The organism is Streptomyces sp. NPDC040432 (genome assembly GCF_055595445.1).
The window spans coordinates 19,235-41,542 of record NZ_JBVIVP010000039.1 but is presented as its reverse complement, the minus strand read 5'-3'; the positions used below and the strand labels follow the sequence as shown (position 1 = coordinate 41,542).

Genomic DNA, 22,308 nt, shown 5'->3' with positions numbered 1-22,308 from the left:
AACGCCTTCGCACACTCATCGATCCGCCGCGCGAACACCACCGACGAATCCAACAGACCCGCAGCCATACCCACCCACTGCGAACCCTGACCCGGGAACACGAACGCCGTCTTCCCACCCACCACCGACCCGGTCACCACACCCGCGGCCATCACACCCGACGCCACCGCACCCACACCCGCGACATGATCACCCAGCACCACCGCCCGATGATCCAAACCCGCACGCGACGACACCAACGACCAACCCACATCAACCGGATCCACACCCGAAGCACCCGAAGCACCCGAAGCACCCGGCAACCAACCCGCCAGACGCCCCGCCTGCGCCCGCAACGCCGCCGCACTCCGACCCGACAACACCCACGGCACCACCGGCAAACCCACACCCGACCCAGGAACCCCCGGCACCCCGACCTCCGACACCCCGACCTCCGGCACCCCGACCTCCGGCGCCTGCTCCACGATCACGTGCGCATTCGTCCCACTGAACCCGAACGACGACACACCCGCACGACGCGGGTGGCCCGTCTCGGGCCACGTGGTGCGGTCCGTGAGGAGCTCGACCGCGCCGGACTCCCAGTCCACGTGGGGCGAGGGCTCGTCGACGTGCAGGGTTCGGGGCAGTACCCCGTGTCGCATCGCCAGCACCATCTTGATCACGCCGGCGACGCCCGCCGCGGCCTGGGTGTGCCCGATGTTCGACTTCACCGAGCCCAGGAGCAGCGGCTGTCCCTCGGGGCGGTCCTGGCCGTAGGTGGCGATCAGTGCCTGCGCCTCGATCGGGTCACCCAGCGAGGTTCCCGTGCCGTGGGCCTCCACCACGTCGACCTGATCGGTGGAGAGCCGTGCGTTGGTCAGGGCCTGGCGGATGACACGCTGCTGGGACGGGCCGTTCGGGGCCGTCAGACCGTTGCTCGCGCCGTCCTGGTTGATGGCGGAACCGCGGACCACCGCGAGGACCGGGCGGCCGTTCTTGCGTGCGTCGGAGAGCCGTTCCAGGAGCAGGACGCCCACTCCTTCCGCCGGGCCGAAGCCGTCGGCGTTCGCCGCGAACGCTTTGCAGCGGCCGTCCGTGGACAGCCCGCGCTGCTTGCTGAACTCGACGAAGAGCCCCGGCGTGGACATCACGTGGACGCCACCGGCGACGGCCAGCGAGCACTCCCCCGCCCGTAGGGCCTGCACCGCGAGGTGCAGCGCGACGAGGGAGGCCGAGCAGGCGGTGTCGACGGTGACGGCGGGGCCTTCGAGCCCGAAGGTGTAGGAGAGCCGGCCGGACAGCACGCTGGAGGCGTTTCCGGTGCCGAGGTGGCCCGCGTAGTCCTCGCTCGCTTCGAGCAGCGGCGTGAGGTAGTCGGAACCGTTCATCCCGACGAAGACGCCGCTTCGGCTGCCGCGCAGGGTGTGCGGGTCGATGCCGGCGCGTTCGAACGCCTCCCAGGACGTTTCCAGCAGCAGCCGCTGCTGCGGATCCATCGCCATGGCCTCGCGCGGCGAGATCCCGAAGAAGTCGGCGTCGAACGCGGAGGCACTTTCGAGGAACCCGCCCTCGCGGGTCGTCGTGGTGCCCTGGTCGTCGGGGTCGTCCGAGAAGAGGTGGTCCAGGTCCCAGCCGCGGTCGGTGGGGAATTCGGTGAGGGCGTCGCTGCCGGCGGCGAGCAGGTCCCACAGTTCCTCGGGTGAGCGGACGCCGCCGGGGAACCGGCAACTCATGGCCGTGATGGCGACGGGCTCGTGGGCCTGGCTCTCGATGTCCCGCAGACGTCCGTACGCCTCGTCGAGATCCGTCGTGACCTTCTTGAGGTATTCGCGGAGCTTTGCTTCGTTCGCCACTGGCGCTTCACCTATTCGCGTGATCGAGACCGTGGAGGGACGGCTCAGGAATTCGGGGAGTTCGGGAGGTCCGGGGAGTTCCTGGGGCTGCCGGGCAGTTCAGGGAGTTCGGGGACTTCGGGCACTTCGGAAGTTCGGAGGGGACCGGGACGTCGGGGAGCCGGCGGACCCGAGGATATTTGAGGGATATCGGGAAGCCCGTGGCCGTACCGCCGGAACAGGGGTTCCGGCGGTACGGCCTGGGGGTGGTTGGGGTTCAGCCCTGGCCGAACTTCTTGTCGATGAGCGCGAACAGCTCGTCGTCGCTCGCGTCCTCGATCTCTCCGGCGCCCGTCTCGTCGTCCGTGCCACGGGCGTCGTTCCACTGCGCCAGCAGTGTCTGGAGACGCACCGCGACCCGTGCGTGGGCGGCGTCGTCGCCGGCCGCGGAGGCCAGTTCCGTCGGGTCCATGGACGAGAAGGTGCTTTCGAGGCGGTCGAGTTCCTCCAGTACGGACAGCTTGCGGCCGCTCGTCCCTTCGGGGGCCAGCTCGGCGAGCACCTGCCGGGCCAGCGCGGCCGGCGTCGGGTAGTCGTAGATCAAGGTGGCGGGCAGTCGGAGCCCGGCGGCGGCTCCGAGCCGGTTGCGGAGTTCGACCGCGGTCAGCGAGTCGAAGCCCAGGTCCTTGAACGCCTGCTCCTCCCCGATCTGTTCGGCCGACCCGTAGCCGAGTACCGCGGCGACCTGGCCGCGCACCAGGTCCAGTACTGTCCGCTCCCGCTCGGCGGGCGACAGCCCGGCGAGTCGCTGCGCCGGCGACTGCTCCCCCGACCCCTCGGTCGTGGTCGCGCCGTCCGTGCCGTCCGTGCGGTGCGCGTCGGGCATCGATGTCGCCCGTCGCCTCTGTCGGACGGGGGTGCGCACCAGGCCCCGGAACATCGGGAGGATCCCGCCGTCCGCCGCCCGGGCCCGCAGGGTCGGCAGGTCGACGGCGACGGGCAGCAGGACCGGCTCGCCGTCCACCGCGAGAGCGGCGTCGAACAGCGCGAGCCCTTCTTCCGCCGACAGCGGTGCGACACCGCCGCGCGCGGCGCGTTCCCGCTCCGCGTCGGTGAGCCTGCCCGCCATACCGCGTTCCTCCGCCCACATGCCCCACACCAGGGACAGCGCGGCGAGGCCTCCGGCCCGGCGGTGTCGGGCGAGGGCGTCCAGGAAGACGTTCGCGGCACCGTAGTTGGCCTGACCGGCGCCACCGAGGGTGCCGGCGGCCGCGGAGAAGAGGACGAACGCCGACAGGTCGAGGTGGCGGGTCAGCTCGTGCAGGTGCAGTGCCCCGTCGACCTTGGGTCGCATCACCCGGTCGACGCGCTCGGGCGTGAGGAGGTCCACCACCCCGTCGTCGAGGACGGCCGCCGTGTGGACGACCGCCGTCAGCGGACGCTCGGCGGGTACGGACTCCAGGAGCGCGGCGAGCGCGTCCCGGTCGGCGACGTCGCACGCCGCCCATGTGACGTGGGCGCCCAACGCGGTCAACTGCGCGGTGAGCGCGGCGGCCGTGTCGGTGTCACCACCCTTGCGGCCGGTGAGCAGCAGGTGCCGTACGCCGTGTTCGGTGACGAGGTGGCGGGTGAGGAGACCGGCGAGGCCGCCGCCCGCTCCGGTGACGAGGACCGTGCCGCGGGTGTCGATACGGCCCTTCGTGTCGTCTCCGGCCGGCGCGGTGTCGACGGCGTCGACCCGTGCCAGGCGCGGAACGTACAGCATGCCGTTGCGTACGGCCAGTTCGGGCTCCTCACAGGTCAGGGCTGCCGCGAGGGCCCGTCCGGAGGCGTCGGTCCCGTCGAGGTCGACGAGTACGAACCGGTCGGGGTGCTCGGTCTGAGCGGCACGCAGCAGGCCCCATACCGAGGTGTGGGCGAGGTCGGCGGCCTCGGTGTCCGTGTGCGCGGCCACGGCGCCCCGGGTGACGACGGCCAGGCGGGTACCGGCGAAGCGGCCGTTGTCGAGCCAGCTCTGCACGGTCGCGAGCGCCCGGTGCGTCACCTCGTGCACCTCGTGCGCCGTCGGAACGACGGGGCTACCGCCGGTGTTCGTCATGAACGGCACGATCACGGTGTCAGGCGCCGGCCGGCGTCCGAGGGTGACGGCATCGTCCAGCGCCGCCAGGTCCTCGTACGTGGTGACGGGAACCCCGTTGCCGCCGAGGGCGGCGGCGAGGTACGCGGTGGCGTCCTCTGCGGTCCCGATGACCGCCGGGGACGCGGAGCGTGCCCGCACCGACGGCGTCGTCCGCACCCAGTCGAGGCGGAACAGCGAGTCGTGGACCCCGTCGGGGGCCGCCACGGCGAACCGCTCCACGTCGAGGTCCCGGGTCACCAGCGCCTCGACGGTCGCGACGGGCGCGCCTTGTGCGTCAGCAAGCTCCACGGACACGGTGTCCGCGCCGACCGGGGTGATCCGCAGGCGCAGCATGCCCGCTGCGTCCGGTGCGCCCGTCGTGCCGGGCGTGCCGGTCGTGCCCGCTCCGGGCGCGTGCAGCCGTACGCCGCGCCAGACGAACGCCTCCCGTGCCACGGCGCTGTCCCCGCCCGTGGAGGTGGGGGTGGCCGCGAGGGCCTGCAACGCCGTGTCGAGCAGGGCGGGGTGCAGGGCGAACCCGTCGGCCGAGGAGCTCAGTTCGCCGGAGAGCCCGATTTCCGCGAAGACCTCGTCGCCGCGCCTCCAGATCCGGTTCAGGGTCCTGATCTCCGCCCCGCGGTGGATCCCCGCAGCGGCGAGGCGCGCGTGCACTTCGTCGACGGAGACCTCCTCGGCGTCGGCGGGCGGCCACTCCCCCGCACCGAGGACGTCACCGGCACCGACATGGGCATCGGTGAGGAAGCCCGTGGCATGGCGGGACCAGGTCCCGCCGTGCTCGGTGTGCCCGTCCGCCGCTTCGGGCCGGCTGTGGACCTGCACGGTGCGGCGTCCCGCGTCGTCCGCTCCGCCGACGGTGAGCCGCAGTTGCACGGCCCCGTCCTCCGGCAGTACGAGCGGTGCCTCGTCGGTCAGCTCCTCCAGCAGGCCGCAGCCCGCGTCGGCCGCTGCCCGCAGGGCGAGTTCGACGAAGGTCGCGCCGGGCACGACCACCGAGTCGGCCACGACGTGCCCGGCCGTCCAGGGGTGGGTTCGGCGGGACAACCGGCCGGTGAACAGGAACCCTCCTGTATCCGGCAGTTCGACCGCCGCGCCGAGGAGCGGGTGTCCGGCCGACTCGATGCCGAGCGAGACGGCGTCCTCCAGCGCCGCGAAGGAGTCGATCCAGTAGCGCTCGCGCTGGAAGGCGTACGTCGGCAGGTCAACGCGCTGGGCGCCGGCACCTGCGTAGAAGGCGGTCCAGTCGACGGTAACGCCCCGGACGTGAGCCTGCCCGAGGCCGGTGACGATGGTCGTCGCCTCGGCGCGGGAGGCGCGGAGCAGCGGCAGGAACGTGGCCGTCCCGTCGGTGAGGCAGTCCTGGGCGAGGGCGGAGAGGATCCCGTCGGGCCCGAGTTCGAGGTACGTCGTCACCCCCGCGGCCTCCAAGGTCCGGACGCCGTCGAGGAAACGGACCGTTTCGCGGACGTGCCGCACCCAGAACTCCGCCGAACCCATCTCACCATCGGTGATCAGCGCACCGGTCAGGTTGGACACGACCGGAATGCGCGGAGCCCCGTACGACAGCCCCTCGACCACCTTGCGGAAGTCGGCGAGCATGCCGTCCATGTGCGGTGAATGGAACGCGTGACTGACCGCGAGCCGCTTGGTCTTGCGGTCCGGGAAGGCCGCCACGACCGCCGTCGCCGCGTCCTCGTCACCCGCGATGACCACCGACTGCGGACCGTTGACCGCCGCGATGCTCACCCGGTCCGTCAGCAGCGGCAGAACCTCCGCCTCCGACGCCTGAACGGCGACCATCACGCCACCCGCCGGCAGCGCCTGCATCAGGCGACCACGCGCCGCCACGAGCGTGCACGCGTCGTCCAGCGACAACACGCCCGCGACGTGCGCGGCGACGATCTCACCGATCGAATGCCCGGACACGAAGTCCGGCCGCACACCCCACGATTCGAGGAGCCGGAACAACGCCACCTCGACCGCGAACAACGCCGGCTGCGTGTACTCCGTCCGATCCAGCAACTCCGCGTCCGACCCGAACAGGATCTCCTTCAGCGGGAGGTCCAGCAGTTCGTCCGTCCGGGCGCAGACCGTGTCCAGCGCGTCGGCGAACACCGGGAAGGTTGCGTACAGTTCGCGCCCCATCCCGATCCGCTGGCTGCCCTGCCCGGTGAACAGGAAGGCCACCTTCTGTTCCGCGCTCGCCACGCCCCCGGTCAGCTCGGCGACGGAGTCGCCCGCCGCCAGCGCCGTCAGCGCCGCCCGGTAGTCCTCGCGGGCTCCCGCGAGGATCACGGCTCGGTGGTCGAGCAGGGCCCGGCCTGCCGCGAGGGAGTGGCCGACGTCCACCGGTCGCACGTCGTCGTGCCCGGCGAGGTGCCCGAGGAGTCGGGCGGCCTGGTCGCGCAGAGCCGCCTGCGTACGACCCGACAGGATCCACGGCCAGGCGCCGGAGGTCTCCGTATCCACCGGCTCGGGTGCCTCGGGTGCGTCAGGTGCCTCCTCCAGGATGGTGTGCGCGTTCGTGCCGCTCACACCGAACGACGAGACGCCGGCCCGGCGCGGTCGGCCGGTCTCCGGCCATGCCCGCTGCTCGGTGAGGATCTCGACGTCACCGGCCGTCCAGTCGACGTGCGGGGTGGGTCCGTCCACGTGCAGGGTCCGCGGAAGCGTCCCGTGGCGCATCGCCATGACCATCTTGATGACGCCGGCGACACCGGCGGCGGCCTGCGTGTGCCCGATGTTGGACTTGATCGAGCCGAGCAGCAGCGGCTGCCCCTCGGGCCGGTCCTGACCGTAGGTCGCCAGCAGGGCCTGCGCCTCGATCGGGTCCCCCAGCTTCGTGCCCGTACCGTGCGCCTCGACGGCGTCCACCTCCGCGGCCGACAAGCCGGCACCGGCCAACGCCTGCCGGATCACCCGCTGCTGCGACGGCCCGTTCGGCGCGGTGAGGCCGTTGCTCGCACCGTCCTGGTTGACGGCCGAACCACGCACCACCGCGAGCACCGGGTGGCCGTTGCGACGGGCGTCCGACAGCCGCTCCACGAGCAGCATGCCGACGCCCTCACCCCAACCCGTACCATCCGCACCCGCCGCGAACGCCTTGATCCGACCATCCGCCGCAAGGCCGCCCTGGCGGGCGAACTCGACGAAGGCACCGGGCGTCGACATGACCGTCACACCACCGGCAAGGGCGATGGAGCATTCGCCGCTGCGGAGGGCCTGCACGGCGAGGTGCAGGGCCACGAGCGACGCCGAGCAAGCGGTGTCCACGGTGACGGCAGGGCCTTCGAGGCCGAAGACGTAGGAGAGCCGGCCGGAGACGACACTCGCGGAGTTGCCGGTGCTCATGAAGCCGTCCCCGCCGTCGGCGGAGTTCAGCACGAGCGAGAGGTAGTCCTGGCCGTTGGTACCGACGAACACACCGGCCTGACTGCCGCGCAGCGACGACGGATCGATGCCGGCACGCTCGAACGCCTCCCACGACGTTTCCAGCAGCAGGCGCTGCTGCGGGTCCATGGCGAGGGCCTCGCGCGGCGAGATCCCGAAGAATCCGGGGTCGAACTGCGCCACGTCGTAGAGGAATCCGCCTTCGCGGGCGTACGGGGTCTCCTGCTCGGACCGGGGCCCGAAGAGTTCCTCCGCGTCCCAGCCCCGGTCGGCGGGGAACTCGCCGATGGCGTCGCCTCCGGCCGCCAGCAGTTGCCACAGGTCTTCGGGGGTGCGTACGCCGCCGGGGAAGCGGCAGCTCATCGCGACGATCGCGATCGGATCGTCATCGGCCGCCGTGGTCGTCGCCGTGGTCAGGGAGGACACCAAGGCGTCGGTGCCGAGGAGTTCCGCGCGCAGGTGGTCCGCCAGGTCCGCGGAGGTCGGGTAGTCGTAGATCAGCGTGGCCGGGAGCCGCAGTCCGGTGGTGGAGCCCAGCCGGTTACGGAGCTCGACAGCAGTCAGCGAGTCGAAACCGAGCTCCTTGAACGCCCTTCCGGCGCCGACGCTTTCCGCTCCGGTGTGGCCGAGGACCGCGGCGACCTCCTTGCGGACGAGGTCAAGCAGCAGCCGGTCCCGCTCGGCGACGGGGAGTCCGACCAGCCGTGACACCAGGGAGTGCCGATCCTCACCCGCTCGGCCGACGGAACCCGCGCCGGCCCCACGTGCGGCGAGCACGTGGCGGGCCTCGGGGAGTTCGGCGAGGAGGTTACCGGGGCGCGCGGCGGTGAAGCCTGCGGCGAACCGGTCCCAGTCCACGTCCACGACGGTGACGACGGTGTCGTTCGCGTGTACGGAGCGGTGGAGGGCGTCGATGGCGGACCCGGCTGCCATGGGCGGCACGCCACCCTTGCGCATGCGGACGTCCATGGCGCCGTCGGCGGCCATACCGCCGTCGGCCCAGGGGCCCCAGGCGATCGACGTCGCGGCCAGACCATCGGCTCGACGCTGCTCGGCCAGAGCATCCAAGTAGGCGTTCGCAGCTGCGTAGTTCGCCTGACCCGCCGTGCCCCACGTGCCCGTGACGGACGAGAACAGGACGAACGCCGAGAGTTCGATACCGAGCTCGACCGTCAACTCGTGCAGGTTGAACGCGGACGTGGCCTTGGCCCGCAGCACGCTCTCGAACCGCTCCGGCGTCAACGCATCCAGAACACCGTCGTCCAGAATCCCCGCGGTGTGGATCACCGCGGTCAGCGTCTCCGCCTCCGCCGCGAGCAGGGCACGCAGCGCATCCCGGTCGGCGGCATCACACGCCACCACCGAAACCTCCACACCCAACCCCGACAGCTCCGCCACCAGCTCACCGGCGCCCGGGGCATCCGCACCCCGCCGGCTGGTCAGCACCAGGCGCTCCGCACCAGCCTCGGCCAACCACCGGGCAACCCGACCACCCAGAGCACCCGTACCACCGGTCACCAAAACCGTCCCGGACGGAACCCAGGAGGAGTCGCCCTGAACGGCGGCAGCACGGACCAGACGACGCCCGAACACACCGGAGGAACGAACCGCGAGCTGGTCCTCACCGGTGGCGCCACCGGCCAGGACACCCACCAGACGGGCCATGGCCCGCTCGTCCCACACCTCGGGAAGATCAACCAGACCACCCCAACGCTCAGGGACCTCCAGGGCCGCGACCCGACCCAGACCCCACACCTGCGCCTGAACCGGCGACACGAGTCGATCCGAACGCCCCACACTCACCGCACCCCGGGTCAGGCACCACAACGGCGCCCCCACCCCGGCATCACCGAGCGCCTGGACGAGGGCGGCCGTGGCGACGACTCCGGCGGACTCGTCCCAGGCGAGCAGGGACACCACACCGGCCACAGTCCCCGCCTCGGACAACAGCCCGGCCAGAGCATCGCGACCGGTACCGGACGGCACCACCACACGCCGGACCTCGGCCCCGCGCCCGACCAGAGCGGCCACCACGGCCGTGTCGTCCACGCCCTCGGCCGGAACGACCACCAGCCAGGACCCGGAGAGGGTTCCACCCGATCCGGCATCGGCCAGCGGCTTCCATGTGACCCGGTAACGCCATCCGTCGATCTCCGAACGCGTACCCGCCCCGTCGCGTCGCACCAGCGCCGCTTCCGGCCAGTACCGGCTGCGCTGGAAGGCGTACGTCGGCAGGTCGACGCGTACGGCGCCGGTCCCGTGGACCGCCCGCCAGTCAACGTCGATCCCACGGACGTGGCTGCCGGCCAACGCGGCCAGCACCGTTTCCGACTCGGATCGTCCCTTGCGGATGACCGGCGCGAACACTGCGCCGTGTTCCGTGAGGCAGTCCTGTCCGAGGGCGGACAAGATCCCGTCGGGGCCGAGTTCGACGTACGTCGTCACCCCGGCGGCCTCCAGAGCCCGCATGCCGTCGAGGAAGCGGACGGCCTCACGGACGTGCCGGACCCAGAAGTCGGCCGAACCCATCTCACCGCCGGTGACCAGCGCACCGGTCAGGTTGGAGACGATCGGAATGCGCGGAGCGGAGAACGACAGCCCCTCCACCACCCGACGGAACTCATCGAGCATGGCATCCATGTGCGGCGAATGGAACGCATGGCTCACGGCGAGCCGTTTGCTCTTGCGGTCACCGAGAGACTCCACCACCGCGACAGCGGCATCCTCGTCACCGGCGATCACCACCGACTGCGGACCGTTCACCGCCGCGATGCTCACCCGATCCGTCAGCAGCGGCAGAACCTCCGCCTCCGACGCCTGCACCGCGATCATCACACCGCCCGCCGGCAGCGCCTGCATCAACCGGCCACGCGCCGCGACCAGCGCGCACGCGTCCTCCGGGGACAACACGCCCGCGACATGCGCGGCAGCGATCTCGCCGATCGAGTGCCCGGACAGGAAGTCCGGTCGCACACCCCACGACTCCACGAGCCGGAACAACGCCACCTCGACCGCGAACAGAGCCGGCTGCGTGAACCGCGTCTCGTCCAACAGACCCGCATCCGACCCGAACAGCACATCCTTCAAAGGCAGTTCGAGGTCGAGCCGGGCGCAGACGGCATCCAGGGCGTCCGCGAACACCGGGAACGCGTCGTACAGCTCACGCCCCATCCCCAGCCGCTGACTCCCCTGACCGGTGAACAGGAAGGCAAGCTTCCCGCCGACCGGCGAGCCCGTCACCACGCCCGCAGCCGGTTCCCCGTCCGCGAGTGCCGCGAGACCGGCCAGCAGGCCTTCGCGGTCCGTGGCGACCACGGCCGCCCGCTCGTCGAACGTCGAGCGGCCTGTCGCCAGGGTCCTGCCGACGTCGGTCAGCGACAGCTCGGGGTCCGCGTGGAGCCGGGTCCGCAGGTTGTCGGCCTGGGACCGGAGTCCCGGCACGTTCTTCGCCGAGATCACCACGGGCAGCGGCAGCGACGGGGTGCTCCGGTCCACAGATCCGGCATCGTCCGTGCCGGGTGCCGGTTGTGGAGCCTGCTCGATGATCGTGTGGGCGTTGGTACCGCTGAAGCCGAACGAGGACACGCCGGCCCGTCGCGGACGACCGGTCTCCGGCCATGCCCGCTGCTCGGTCAGCAGCTCGATGTCGCCCGCCTGCCAGTCCACCTGCGGGGAGGGTTCGTCGATGTGCAGGCTCTCCGGGAGTACTCCCTCCTGCATGGCCATCACCATCTTGATGACGCCGGCGACACCGGCGGCGGCCTGCGTGTGCCCGATGTTCGACTTGATCGAGCCGAGCAGCAGCGGCTGCCCCTCGGGCCGGTCCTGACCGTAGGTGGCCAGCAGGGCCTGCGCCTCGATCGGGTCCCCGAGCGTCGTGCCCGTACCGTGCGCCTCGACGGCGTCCACCTCCGCGGCCGTCAGACCGGCGCCGGCCAACGCCTGCCGGATCACCCGCTGCTGCGACGGCCCGTTCGGCGCGGTCAGACCGTTGCTCGCACCGTCCTGGTTGACGGCCGAACCACGCACCACCGCCAACACCGGATGCCCGTTGCGGCGCGCGTCCGACAGCCGCTCCACGAGCAGCATGCCGACACCCTCACCCCAACCCGTACCATCCGCACCCGCCGAGAACGCCTTGATCCGACCATCCGCCGCAAGCCCACGCTGACGACTGAACTCGATGAACGTGCCGGGTGTGGACATCACGGTGACACCGCCCGCCAGAGCCAGGTCGCACTCGCCCTGCCGCAGTGCCTGGATCGCCCAGTGCAGGGCGACCAGCGACGACGAGCAGGCCGTGTCGACCGTGACCGCGGGGCCTTCGAGGCCGAACACGTAGGACAGTCGGCCGGAGACGACGCTTGCGGCGTTGCCCGTCCCCAAATGCCCTTCCAGTCCTTCTGGTTCCTCCAGCAGCACGGAGAGGTAGTCCTGGCCGTTGGTCCCGACGAACACACCGGCCTGGCTGCCGCGCAACGTCTCCGGGTCGATGCCGGCGCGCTCGAACGCCTCCCACGACGTTTCCAGCAGCAGGCGCTGCTGCGGATCCATGGCGAGGGCCTCGCGCGGCGAGATCCCGAAGAAGTCGGCGTCGAAGTCGGCGACGTCGTAAAGGAATCCGCCCTCGCGGGCGTACGAGGTGCCCTGCGTGCTCGGGTCGGCGTCGTAGAGCGCGTCGAGGTCCCAGCCGCGGTCGAGGGGCAGGTCGGAGATCGCGTCGGTGCCGGACGCCAGCAGCTGCCAGAGGTCTTCGGGGGTGCGTACGCCGCCGGGGAAGCGGCAGCTCATCGCGACGATCGCGATCGGGTCGTCGTCGGCGACCTTGGCAGCCACGGAGCCGGTGGTCTCGACCTGGGTTCCGAGGAGTTCGGAACCCAGGTGTGCGGCGAGCGCGGCCGGGGTCGGGTAGTCGTAGACGAGGGTGGCCGACAGGCGCAGTTCGGTGGCGGCGCCGAGGCGGTTGCGGAGCTCGACCGCGGTGAGCGAGTCGAATCCGATCTCACGGAAAGCCCGTCCCGCCTCGACGTCCTGGGCCCCGGCATGTCCGAGGACCTCGGCCACCTGTGCGCGCACGAGGTCGAGGAGGAAGGCCTCCCCGTCGCCGGCGGGCAGGCGCCGCAGCTGCTCGGCGAGCGACGAACCCGCCCGCTCGGTGCTGTCGCCCGTCCGTTCCGCACCGCGGGTGACCGCTTCGGCCTCGGGCAGGTCGGTGAGCAGCTTGCCGGCGCGCACGGCCGTGAAGCCGGGCGCGAACCTCGTCCAGTCGAAGTCGGCGATCGTCAGCACCGCCTCGCCCGCGCCGACGGCCTGGCGGAGTGCGGTGATCGCGAGGTCGGCGTCCATGGGCGGTACGCCGCCACGGCGCATCCGGGCCTCAAGGGCCTCGTCGGCGGCCATGCCGCCATCGGCCCAGGGACCCCAGGCCAGGGACGTCGCCACCAGACCGGAAGCACGACGCTGCTCGGCCAAAGCATCCAGGTACGCGTTCGCAGCGGCGTAATTGCCCTGCCCGGCAGCACCGACGGTCCCGCTCATCGAGGAGAACAGGACGAACGCCGAGAGTTCGATACCGAGCTCGACCGTCAACTCGTGCAGGTTGAACGCGGAGACCGCCTTGGCCCGCAGCACGCTCTCGAACCGCTCAGGCGTCAACGCACCCAGAACGCCATCGTCCAGGATCCCGGCGGTGTGGATCACCGCGGTCAGCGTCTCCGCCTCCGCCGCGAGGAGGGCACGCAACGCGTCCCGGTCGGCGGCATCACACGCCACCACCGAAACCTCCACACCCAACCCCGACAACTCCGCCACCAGCTCACCGGCGCCAGGCGCATCCGCACCCCGCCGGCTCGTCAGCACCAGACGCTCCGCGCCGGCCTCGGCCAGCCACCGGGCAACCCGACCGCCCAGAGCACCCGTACCACCGGTCACCAGAACCGTCCCGGACGGGGTCCAGGAGCCCGTGATCCCGGCCACGGCGCGGACCAGGCGACGCCCGAAGACACCGGAGGTCCGGACCGCGACCTGGTCCTCACCGGTGCTGCCACCGGACAGGACACCCACCAGGCGGGCCATGGCCCGCTCGTCCCACACCTCGGGAAGATCGACCAGACCACCCCAACGCTCAGGGACCTCCAGCGCCGCAACCCGACCCAGACCCCACACCTGCGCCTGAACCGGCGAGGCCAGGACATCGGAGCGACCCACACTCACCGCACCCCGGGTGACGCACCACAACGGCGCCCCCACCCCGGCATCACCCAACGCCTGCACGAGGGCGGCCGTGTCCACCAGACCCGCCGCCCCGTCCAGGGCAAGCAGCGACACCACGCCGGCCACAGCCCCGACGTCCGACAGCAGATCGGCCAGGCCCTCCCGACCCGTGCCGACCTCGACCACGACCCGACGCACCTCGGCGCCGCGCCCGACGAGCGCACGTGTCACGGTCCCGTCATCGGTCTCGGTGGCGGGAACCACGACCAGCCAGGTACCCGACAGCCGCGCGCCGGTGCCGGCGTCCGTCAGCGGCTTCCACGTCACCCGGTAGCGCCAGCCGTCGACCGTCGACTGCTCCTGTCCCTGCCGGCGCCAGGCCGACAGGGCGGGGACGAGGTCGCTGACGCGCGCGTCGCCCGCCATGTTCAGTTCGGATGCGAGCGACGTGAGGTCGCCGCGCTCCACCGCGTCCCAGAACCTCGCGTCCACCGCGTCGACGGCCGGCGCGGGGGCGGCGGCGCCGTTCCAGAGGATGGTTTCGGGCCAGTAGCGCTGCCGCTGGAAGGCGTACGTCGGCAGTTCCATGCGCTGGGCGCCCGTACCGGCGAAGTAGGAGGCCCAGTCGACCTCCACACCTCGGACGTGTGCCTGGGCGACAGCGGTGAGGAGCGACTCCGCCTCTCCCCGGTCCGCACGCAGAACGGGGACGAAGGCGGTGTTCGCGTCGCCCGTCAGGCAGTCCTGGGCGAGGGCGGACAGGACTCCGCCGGGACCCAGCTCCACGAACGTCGTTGCACCTGCGGCTTCCAGGGCGCGTACGCCGTCGAGGAAGCGGACGGTCTCGCGGACGTGCCGGACCCAGAACTCCGCCGTACCCATCTCACCGTCGGTGACCAGGGCACCGGTCAGGTTCGACACGATCGGAATGCGCGGGGCGCCGAATTCCAGGCCCTCCACGACCCGGCGGAAGTCGTCGAGCATGGCGTCCATGTGCGGCGAGTGGAACGCGTGGCTCACCGCGAGCCGCTTGCTCTTGCGCTCACCGAGAGACTCCAACACCGCGACGACGGCATCCTCGTCACCGGCGATCACCACCGACTGCGGACCGTTGACCGCCGCGATGCTCACCCGATCGGTCAGCAGCGGCAGAACCTCCGCCTCCGACGCCTGCACCGCGATCATCACACCGCCCGCCGGCAGCGCCTGCATCAACCGGCCACGCGCCGCCACCAGCGCGCACGCGTCCTCCAGCGACAACACACCCGCGACATGCGCGGCAGCGATCTCACCAATGGAGTGCCCGGACAGGAAGTCCGGCCGCACACCCCACGACTCCACGAGCCGGAACAACGCCACCTCGACCGCGAACAACGCCGGCTGCGTGAACCGCGTCTCGTCCAACAGAGCGGCATCCGACCCGAACAGCACATCCTTCAGCGGCAGTTCGAGGTCGAGCCGGGCGCAGACGGCATCCAGGGCGTCCGCGAACACCGGGAACGCGTCGTACAGCTCACGCCCCATCCCCAGCCGCTGACTCCCCTGACCGGTGAACAGGAAGGCGAGGCCGCCGCTCGACGCCACGCCCTGTACGAGGCCCGGTACGGATTCCCCTGCGGCCAGGGCGGTCAGGCGGCCGAGGAGGGCGTCGCCGTCCGACGGCGGGGCGAGCACGACCGCGCGGTGTTCCAGGGCGGCGCGGTGTGTGGCGAGGGTGTGGCCGAGGTCGAGGGCACCGCGGGTTCCCGTGGCGGCCAGCGCGTCGGCCGCGGCCGGGCGCAGGTGCTCCGCCTGGGCGTGCAGGGCGGCCTCGGTGCGGCCGGAGACGAGCCACGGCAGCACCGGGAGGCCGGGTGCGGTCGGTGCCGTCCGCACGGGGTCGACGGCGTGGTCGGGGGCCTGCTCGATGACGGCGTGCGCGTTGGTCCCGCTGTATCCGAACGAGGAGATGCCGGCCCGGCGCGGGCGACCGGTCTCAGGCCATGCGCGCTGCTCGGTCAGGAGCTCGATGTCACCGGCCGTCCAGTCGACGTAGGGGGTCGGTTCGTCGATGTGGAGGGTCTGGGGCAGCACGCCGTGCCGCATCGCCATGACCATCTTGATGACGCCGGCGGCGCCGGCGACGGCCTGGGTGTGCCCGATGTTCGACTTGACGGAGCCGAGCAGCAGGGGTCGGTCGGTGGGCCGGTCCTGGCCGTAGGTCGCGAGGAGGGCCTGGGCCTCGATGGGGTCGCCGAGCCGGGTTCCCGTGCCGTGGGCCTCGACGGCGTCGATGTCGGTGGTGGTCAGGCCGGCGTCGGCGAGGGCTTCGCGGATGACGCGCTGCTGGGACGGGCCGTTGGGGGCGGTGAGCCCGTTCGAGGCGCCGTCCTGGTTGACGGCGGTACCGCGGACGACGGCAAGGACGGGGTGGCCGTGGCGGCGGGCGTCGGAGAGCCGCTCCAGGAGGAGCAGGCCGACGCCCTCGGACCAGATGGTGCCGTCGGCTGCGGCGGCGAACGCCTTGATGCGGCCGTTCTCGGCGAGGCCGCGTTGACGGCTGAACTCGGTGAACGCGCCGGGCGTGGACATGATGGTCACGGCGCCCGCGAGCGCCATCGCGCATTCGCCGCTGCGCAGGGCCTGCGCGGCGAGGTGCAGGGTGACGAGCGACGAGGAGCAGGCCGTGTCGACGGTGACGGCCGGGCCTTCCAGGCCGAACGTGTAGGAGATGCGGCCGGAGACGACGCTGGCGGCGTTGCCGGTGCCGAGGTGTCCTTCGAGGCCGTCACCGTCGTTCAGCCACAGCTGGAGGTAGTCCTGGGCGTTGGAGCCGATGAACACGCCGGTGCGGCTGCCGCGCAGTGCGGTCGGGTCGATGCCGGCGCGCTCGAACGTCTCCCAGGTGGTTTCCAGCAGGAGGCGCTGCTGCGGGTCCATGGCGAGGGCCTCGCGGGGTGAGATCCCGAAGAAGGCGGCGTCGAAGGCAGCCGCCTCGTGGAGGAATCCGCCCTCGCGGACGTAGCTGGTGCCTTCGCGGTCGGGGTCGTCGCTGTAGAGGGTGTCGAGGTCCCAGCCGCGGTCGGCGGGGAAGGCCGTGATGCCGTCGCGGCCCTCGGCGAGCATCCGCCACAGGTCCTCCGGGGACCGGATGCCGCCGGGGAAGCGGCAGTTCATGGCGACGACGGCGATCGGGTCGTCGTCCTCGGCGGCGGTGGCGGCCGTCCTGCGGGTCGTGGGGCCGGTCGTGCCGGCGTCGTCGGCGAGGTCGCCGACGATCTCCTGGCGGAGGTACTGGGCGAGGGCGGTGGCCGTCGGGTAGTCGAAGACGAGGGTGGCGGGCAGGCGGCGGCCGGTGGCCTCGCCGAGGAGGTTGCGGAGTTCGACGGCGGTGAGCGAGTCGAAGCCGAGCTCCTTGAACGACCGGCCCGGTTCGACGGAGGCGGCGCCCGGGTAGCCCAGCGCCGAGGCGACCTGCTTGCGTACGAGGTCGAGGAGCGTACGGTCCTGCTCGGCGGCCGGCAGGCCGGCGAGGCTCGCCCGCAGGCCGGAGGCGCCCGCCGCCGCGGACCTGCCGCCGGCGGAGCGGCGTACGGGGACCCGGACGAGTCCGCGCAGCAGCGGGGACAGGGCTCCCGCGCGGGCCTGGTTGCGCAGGCCGGCGAGGTCGACGCGCATCAGGACCGGTACGGGTTCGTCGATGCGGTGGGCGAGGTCGAAGAGGTCGAGGCCTTCCGCCGTGGTGAGCGGGGGCAGTCCGCCACGGGTCATGCGGGCGACGTCGGCGTCGGTCAGGCTGCCGGCCATGCCGGATCCGTCGGCCCACAGCGACCAGGCGAGGGAGGTGGCGGGCAGTCCCAGGGAGCGGCGGTGCTGGGCGAGGGCGTCGAGGAAGACGTTCGCGGCGGCGTAGTTGCCCTGGCCGGCGCCGCCGAGGATGCCGCCGATGGACGAGAACAGCAGGAAGGCGGACAGGTCGAGGTCGCGGGTCAGTTCGTGGAGGTTGCAGGCCGCGTCGGCCTTGGGGCGCAGTACGGCCGACAGGCGTTCGGGCGTGAGGGAGGTGACGATGCCGTCGTCGAGGACACCGGCGGTGTGGACGACCGCGCCGAGCGGGTGCTCGGCGGGTATCGCCTCCAGTACGGCGGCGAGGGCATTCCGGTCGGCGACGTCGCAGGCCGCCCAGGTCACCGACGCGCCGGCGGTGGTGAGTTCGGTGGTGAGCAGCTGCGCTTCGGGGGTGGATCCGCCGCGGCGGCCGACGAGCAGCAGGTGCCGTACCCCGTGCTCGGCGACGAGTCGGCGGGCGATCAGTCCGCCGAGGAGCCCGCCGGCGCCGGTGATCAGTACGGTCGCCTCCGGCGCGTACGTGACGCCGGCGGTGGCGGGCTGTTCCGTGTCGGTTTGCGGGGTGTCGCGGGCGACACGGGTGAAGCGGGGCACGTGGACGGTTCCGGCGCGCAGGGCGAGCTGCGGCTCGCCCGCGGTGACGGCGGTGGCGAGGGCGGCGGGCAGGGCCCGGGCCGAGTCCTCGGTGTCGTCGGTGTCGAGCAGCAGGATCCGGTCGGGGTGTTCGGCCTGCGCGGAGGACAGCAGGCCGCGAACGGCCGCGTGGACGGGGTCGGTGACCGTGCCGGTCATGGCGTCGCCGTCACTGTCGCCGTTGCCGGCCGCGACGGTGCCGCGGGTGAGGACGACGAGGCGGGTGCCGGCGAACCGGTCGCCGGCGAAGGGCTCGGCGTCGAGCCAGGCGCGGGCGAGCGAGAGGGCGTGGTGCGTGGCCCGGTGCACGGCCGCGGCGGAGACCTCCGGCGCGGTGACGTGCGGACCGTCGGCGTGTGCGCCGTCGGAGCCGACGGCGTCCGGGCCGATGGCGTCCGGGCCTTCGATGGCGGCCTGTCCGTAGGCGGAGAACACCCTGTCGGGGACGGGTGCTCCGGCGTCGACGGCGGCCGCCAGTTCGGCCAGGTCCGCGTGGACGGTGATCGTGGCGCCGGCGCCGGCGCCGCGGAGGGCGGCGGGGACCGCGCTGCCGAGGACCGCCCAACGGCTTCCCGTCGGGGCGGGGGCGGAGGCAGCGGGAAGCCGCGTCCACTCCGTGCGGAACACGGACTCGTGGTGGGTGGTGGCCGCCGCCTGGACCTGCTGGGCCGATACGGCCCGCAGGACGAGCGAGTCGACGGTCGCGACGGGCGCGCCCGTCGAGTCCGCGATCTCCAGTCGGATGCCGCCGCCCTTCCCCGTCGGGGTGAGGCGCACGCGCAGCGCGTCGGCGCCGGCGGCATGGAGGGTGACACCGCTCCACGCGAACGGGAGACGGCCTTCGCCGTCGGTACCGCCGAGGACTCCGAGGCCGAGCGTGTGGAGCGCGGCGTCGAGGAGGGCCGGATGCAGGCCGAAGTCCCCGGCCGAGCCGGCGGTCTCCTCGGGCAGGACGACATCGGTGTAGACGCTGTCGCCCTGCTGCCAGGCAGCGGTGAGACCGCGGAACACCGGGCCGTAGCCCATGCCGACCTCGGCGAGGTCCGCGTAGAGGCTCTCCGTGGGAAGGGGCTCGGCACCCGCGGGGGGCCACGGTCCGGCCGCGAACGGTGTCGGGGCGGCGGCGAGGGTTGCGGGGGCCAGTACACCGCCGGCGTGCCGCGTCCAGGGCTCGTCGGGTGCGCTGTCCTTCGCGCGGGAGGAGAGGCTGAGGGAACGGCGGCCGCTTCCGTCGGCGTCGGGCGCGCTCACGTGCATCTGGAGTTGTACGCCGCCGCGTTCGGGCAGGACGAGCGGTGCTTCGAGGGTGAGTTCCTCGACGGTTCCGCAGCCGACCTGGTCGCCGGCCCAGATCGCCAGGTCGACGAAGGCGGTGCCGGGGAGCAGGACGCTGCCCATCACGGCGTGGTCGACGAGCCAGGGGTGGGTGGTCGACGAGAGCATCGCGGTGAAGACGAGGCCCCCGGAGTCGGCGAGGGCGACCGTCGCACCGAGCAGCGGGTGCGCGGCGCCGTCCAGTCCGGCCGCGCCGAGGTCACCGATCGGGCTTCCGGGCTCGATCCAGTAGCGCTGCCGCTGGAAGGCGTAGGTGGGCAGGTCGTCGACGCGTCCGGCACCGGTGCCGGAGAAGAAGGCCTGCCAGTCGACCCGGGCGCCGTGGACGTGGACCCGTGCGAGGGCGGTGACCAGCGTCTCGGCCTCGGAGCGGCCCTTGCGCAGGACGGGTGCGAGGACCGGTCCCCGGGTGGCGGATTCCGGGTTGAGGCAGTCCTGCGCGAGTGCGGACAGGATCCCGTCGGGGCCGAGTTCGACGTACGTCGTCGCACCTGCGGCTTCCAGGGCGCGCATGCCGTCGAGGAAGCGGACGGCTTCGCGGACGTGCCGGACCCAGAACTCCGCCGTACCCATCTCACCGTCGGTGATCAGGGCGCCGGTCAGGTTGGAGACGATCGGAATGCGCGGGGCGCCGAATTCCAGGCCCTCCACGACCCGGCGGAAGTCGTCGAGCATGGCGTCCATGTGCGGCGAGTGGAACGCGTGGCTCACCGTGAGCCGCTTGCTCTTGCGGTCACCGAGAGACTCGACCACCGCGAGAGCGGCATCCTCGTCACCGGCGATCACCACCGACTGCGGACCGTTCACCGCCGCGATGCTCACCCGGTCCGTCAGCAGCGGCAGGACCTCGTCCTCGGACGCCTGCACGGCGATCATCACGCCACCCGCCGGCAGCGCCTGCATCAGGCGACCACGGGCCGCGACCAGCGTGCACGCGTCCTCCAGGGAGAACACGCCCGCGACATGCGCGGCAGCGATCTCACCGATCGAGTGCCCGGACAGGAAGTCCGGCTTCACACCCCACGACTCCACGAGCCGGAACAACGCCACCTCGACCGCGAACAACGCCGGCTGCGTGAACCGCGTCTCGTCCAACAGAGCGGCATCCGACCCGAACAGCACATCCTTCAAAGGCAGTTCGAGGTCGAGTCGGGCGCAGACGGCGTCCAGGGCGTCCGCGAACACCGGGTGGGCGTCGTAAAGCTCACGCCCCATCCCCAGCCGCTGACTGCCCTGACCGGTGAACAGGAAGGCGAGCTTCCCGCCGACCGGCGAGCCCGTTACGAGCCCCGACGTCGAGCGGCCCTCGGCCAATGCCGTGAGGCCGGCGAGGAGGCCGTCGCGGTCGGGGGCGACCACCACGCCGCGGTCCTCGAACACCGCCCGGCCGACCGCCAGCGACCCGGCGATGTCCACGGGGCTCGCCCCGGGGTGTTCCGCGGCGTGCGCGAGCAGCCGTCCTGCCTGTGCGCGCAGGGCGTCGGTGCCCTTCGCGGAGAGCAGCCACGGTACGACCGGGGCAGCCGCGGGCGCGGGCGTTCCGGCATCGGCCTCGGGGGTCCGGTCGGCCTCGGGGGCCTGCTCGATGATCGTGTGTACGTTGGTGCCGCTGACGCCGAAGGCGGAGACGCCGACGCGGTACGGGCGCCCGGTCAGTGGCCAGGGCTGCTGCTCGGTGAGCAGCTCGACCGCGCCCGCCGACCAGTCGACGTGCGAGGACGGCTCGTCGACGTGGAGGGTGCGGGGCAGCACGCCGTGCCGCATCGCCATGACCATCTTGATGACACCGGCGATTCCGGCGACGTTCTGGGTGTGGCCGAGGTTGGACTTCAGGGAGCCCAGCCACAGGGGTCGGTCCGCGGGGCGGTCCTGCCCGTAGGTGGCCAGCAGGGCCTGGGCCTCGATCGGGTCGCCCAGGGTGGTTCCCGTGCCGTGCGCCTCCACGGCGTCGATGTCGCCGGGGGTGAGGCGGGCGCTTTCGAGGGCCTGGCGGATGACGCGCTGCTGTGCGGGGCCGTTCGGTGCGGTCAGGCCGTTGGAGGCGCCGTCCTGGTTGACGGCGGAACCCCGGACGACGGCCAGGACGCGGTGGCCGTTGCGGCGGGCGTCGGAGAGGCGTTCGACGAGGAGGACGCCGACGCCCTCCGACCAGCCTGTGCCGTCGGCGGCCTCGGCGAACGACTTGCAGCGGCCGTCGGGCGACAGTCCGCGCTGGCGGCTGAACTCGACGAAGACCTCCGGGCCGGCGAGGACGGTGACACCGGCGGCCAGGGCCAGTGAGCACTCCCCCTGGCGCAGTGCCTGGACGGCCATGTGCAGGGCGACGGAAGACGACGAGCAGGCCGTGTCGACGGTGGCGGCGGGGCCCTCCAGGCCGAAGACGTAGGCGAGGCGGCCGGAGACCACGCTGGAGGCGGTACCGGTGAGGAGGTGCCCCTCGACGCCGTCGGGCAGTTCGCCCGAACCGGCTCCGTAGGCGTTGGCGGACGCGCCGACGAACACCCCGGCCCGGCTGCCGCGCAGGGTCGCCGGGTCGATGCCGGCCCGTTCGAAGGCTTCCCACGAGGTTTCCAGCAGCAGGCGTTGCTGCGGGTCCATGGCGAGGGCCTCGCGCGGGGAGATCCCGAAGAAGGAGGCGTCGAAGTCGGGTGCCTCGTGGAGGAATCCGCCGTGGCGGGCGTACGTGGTGCCGGCGTGGTCGGGGTCGGGGTCGTACAGCGATTCGATGTCCCAGCCGCGGTCGGTGGGGAAGCCGGAGATGGCGTCGCCGCCGCTCTCGACGAGCTTCCACAGGTCCTCGGGGGATCCGATCCCGCCGGGGAAGCGGCAGCTCATGCCGACGATCGCGATGGGTTCGCGGGAGGCGTCGGTGAGCTCCTGGTTCCGGCGGCGCAGCCGTTCGGTTTCCTTGAGGGAGGCCCGCAGCGCTTCAACGACTTTTTCGTTCGGGGTGGTCATCAG

2 protein-coding genes are annotated in these 22,308 nt (G+C 72.3%); both read right to left on the bottom strand.

The window, feature by feature from the left end:
* Window positions 1-1,832 (bottom strand): type I polyketide synthase (locus tag ACZ58N_RS37735; protein ID WP_471169816.1); only part of this gene is annotated, 1,832 nt, incomplete at its 3' end.
* A gap of 256 nt (window positions 1,833-2,088) precedes the next feature.
* Complete coding sequence (locus ACZ58N_RS37730; RefSeq protein WP_471169813.1) at window positions 2,089-22,305, bottom strand: type I polyketide synthase; 20,217 nt, start codon at window positions 22,303-22,305, stop codon at window positions 2,089-2,091.
* Between the last annotated feature and the right edge of the window lie 3 nt (window positions 22,306-22,308).